The sequence below is a fragment of the Candidatus Brocadiaceae bacterium genome (genome assembly GCA_012728835.1).
GTDB lineage: Bacteria > Planctomycetota > Brocadiia > SM23-32 > SM23-32 > JAAYEJ01.
In genome coordinates this window covers 1-2,703 of the sequence record JAAYEJ010000039.1, presented here as the reverse complement: position 1 = coordinate 2,703, position 2,703 = coordinate 1, and the positions used below count along the sequence as shown (strand labels likewise).

General features: G+C 68.5%; 1 protein-coding gene. It reads left to right on the top strand.

Annotation, left to right across the window (positions count from 1 at the left end):
- Positions 1-954: 954 nt before the first annotated feature.
- The gene (locus GXY85_05845) at positions 955-2,295 is read left to right on the top strand and encodes an alpha-L-fucosidase (protein NLW50351.1); all 1,341 of its coding nucleotides are present in this window, start codon (positions 955-957) and stop codon (positions 2,293-2,295) included.
- Positions 2,296-2,703 lie beyond the last annotated feature (408 nt).

The window sequence follows — 2,703 nt, the reverse complement described above, 5'->3', positions numbered from 1 at the left end:
GGCATTCGGATGCGTCGCCCCGATTGCCGAGTCGAGGTCCTTCGTCCGCCGTACGGCGGACTCAGGATGACACCCCGGGGGTGACTCGCGGCCGTCACACCGCCCTCGTGCCGTGCACGCCCACGCCGACCTGTCATCCTGAGGAGCGAAGCGACGAAGGATCTCGCCTGCATGGCTTCCGGCGCCGCTACGAGCACGGCGTCCCCGAGCCCGTGACCGAAGCGCCTTCCAGCATTCGGACGCGTCGGCCGATTGCCGAGTCGAGGTCCTTCGGCCCGCCTGAGCGGGCCTCAGGATGACACCCGGGGGTGACTCGCGGCCGTCACACCGCCCTCGTGCCGCGCACGCCCACGCCGACCTGTCATCCTGAGGAGCGAAGCGACGAAGGATCTCGCCTGCATGGCTTCCGGCGCCGCTGCGAGCACGGAGCCCCCGAGCCCGTGACCGAACGACCTTCCGGCATTCGGGCGCGTCGCCCGATCGCCGAGTCGAGGTCCTTCGTCCGCCGTACGGCGGACTCAGGATGACACCCCGGGGGTAACTTCCGATTCCCGCACCGCCCCCGTGCCATGCACGCCCACGCCGACCTGTCATCCTGAGGAGCGAAGCGACGAAGGATCTCGCCTGCATGGCTTCCGGCGCCGCTACGAGCACGGCGTCCCCGAGCCCGTGACCGAACCGCCTTCCAGCATTCGGACGCGTCGCCCGATCGCCGAGTCGAGGTCCTTCGGCCCGCCTGAGCGGGCCTCAGGATGACACCCGGGGGTAACTCGCGGCCGTCACACCGCCCTCGTGCCCTGCACGCCCACGCCAACATGTCATCCTGAGGAGTGCAACGACGAAGGATCTCGCCTGTGTGACTGGCGGCGTCCCGCCGCCCGGTGGTGGAAAGCGGGCTGCCGAAGCGCTACTCTGGCGCGCGGTCCATTTCGCTGGGCGTGGGAGGACGCGGTCATGGCGAAGAAGGCGGAACGCACGGTCGGCCTGGATGGGATGCAGACGTCGAGACCACCGGCGGCGAAGCCCTTTGCGGACGCCGCGCAGAAGCGCGAAGAGCGCGACCGCCGGCGCCGCATGAAGTGGTGGCACGAAGCCCGGTTCGGGATGCTGGCCACCTACGGCCTCCACTCCCACCTGAGCATGCTGAGCGCTGAGGACATGTATTGGGCGAAGATCCCGGTCAGGCGCTACGCCCGGCTCGTGTGCGACTTCAAGCCCCGTCCCGACGCCGCCCGGCTCTGGGCCGAACTGGCCAAAAAGGCCGGAATGAAGTACATGGTCTTCGTCTCCAAGCACGACGATGGCTACTGCCTCTGGGACACGAAGCAGTCCGAGTTCAACTCCGCCCGCACCGGCCCGAAGCGCGACATCGTGCGCGAATGCGTGGACGCCTGCCGCGAGGCCGGGCTCCGCGTAGGGCTTTACTTCTGCCTGAACGACTGGCGCGATCCCGACTGCGTCCGCGCCGCCACGAGCAAGCGCGCCCGGCGCCGCTACCTGGACTTCGTGCAGGGCTGCATCCGCGAGCTGATGTCGAACTACGGCAAGATCGACGTCTTCTGGCCCGACTACCCGGCCGCCCTGAAGACGCCCGAGCTGTGGGAGAGCCGGAAGACCATCGACATGGTCCGCGAGCTGCAGCCCGACATCATCATCAACAACCGCCTCATGCTGCCCGAGGACTTCGGCACGCCGGAGGGGCACATCTCCGCGCAGAACCGCGCCTGGGAGTCCTGCATGACGCTCACCGGCACGGGCCTCTGGGGCTGGCGCGAGGAGCCCGAGGAAGACTGGGCGAGCCCGCGCGCGATCATCGAGATGATCCGGCAAGTGACCGCCGGCGGCGGCAACCTGCTGCTCGACTTCGGCCCGAAGCCGGACGGCTCGCCGCCCGAGAACGTCGAGGACCGGCTGCTCAAGGTCGGCGAATGGCTGAAGGGCAACGAGGAGGCGGTCTATGGCAAGGTCGATCGCGTCGAGCGCAGCAACTTCCACCCGTGGCTGAAGTACGGCCGCTGGACGCGCAAGGGGAAGGTCGCCTACTTCTGGTGCCGCCACTGGCGCGGTCGGGAACTGGTGATCGTCGATCAGAAGACGAAGGTGAAGCGCATCACCGTCCTGAAGACGGGCAAGCCGGTTCGGTTCACACAAGAGCCGGGCAAGCTCGTCCTGAAGGGCCTGCCGGAGAGAGAGCCCGACCCGATCGCGCACACGACGGTCTTCAGAATCGAGTTCGCCGGCGTACCCAGGCGCACCTCGGACGGCGGCTACCCGCTGGTCTGGTGTGGGCGGTGAGGCGATGGCTGGCCATCGGCAGCGTCGCCCCAGTTGCGGAGTAGAGATCCTTCGTCCGCCCTGCGGCGGCCTCAGGATGACACCCCGGGGGCAACTTCCGATTCCCGCACCGCCCTCGTGCCATGCACGCCGCCCAAGATGTCATCCTGAGGAGCGAAGCGACGAAGGATCTCGCCTGTGTGGCTTCCGGCGCCGCTGCGAGCACGGAGCCCCCGGGCCCGTGACCGAACGACCTTCCGGCATTCGGACGCGTCGCCCGATCGCCGAGTCGAGGTCCTTCGTCCGCCGTACGGCGGACTCAGGATGACACCCCGGGGGTGCGTCCAAAGTGCCGCACCGCCCCCGTGCCATGCACGCCCACGCCAACATGTCATCCTGAGGAGCGCAGCGACGAAGGATCTCGCCTGC

Coding starts and splice junctions, on each gene's coding strand:
- GXY85_05845 (NLW50351.1), top strand. CDS start 955: ATGGCGAAGAAGGCGGAACGCACGGTCGGCCTGGATGGGATGCAGACG.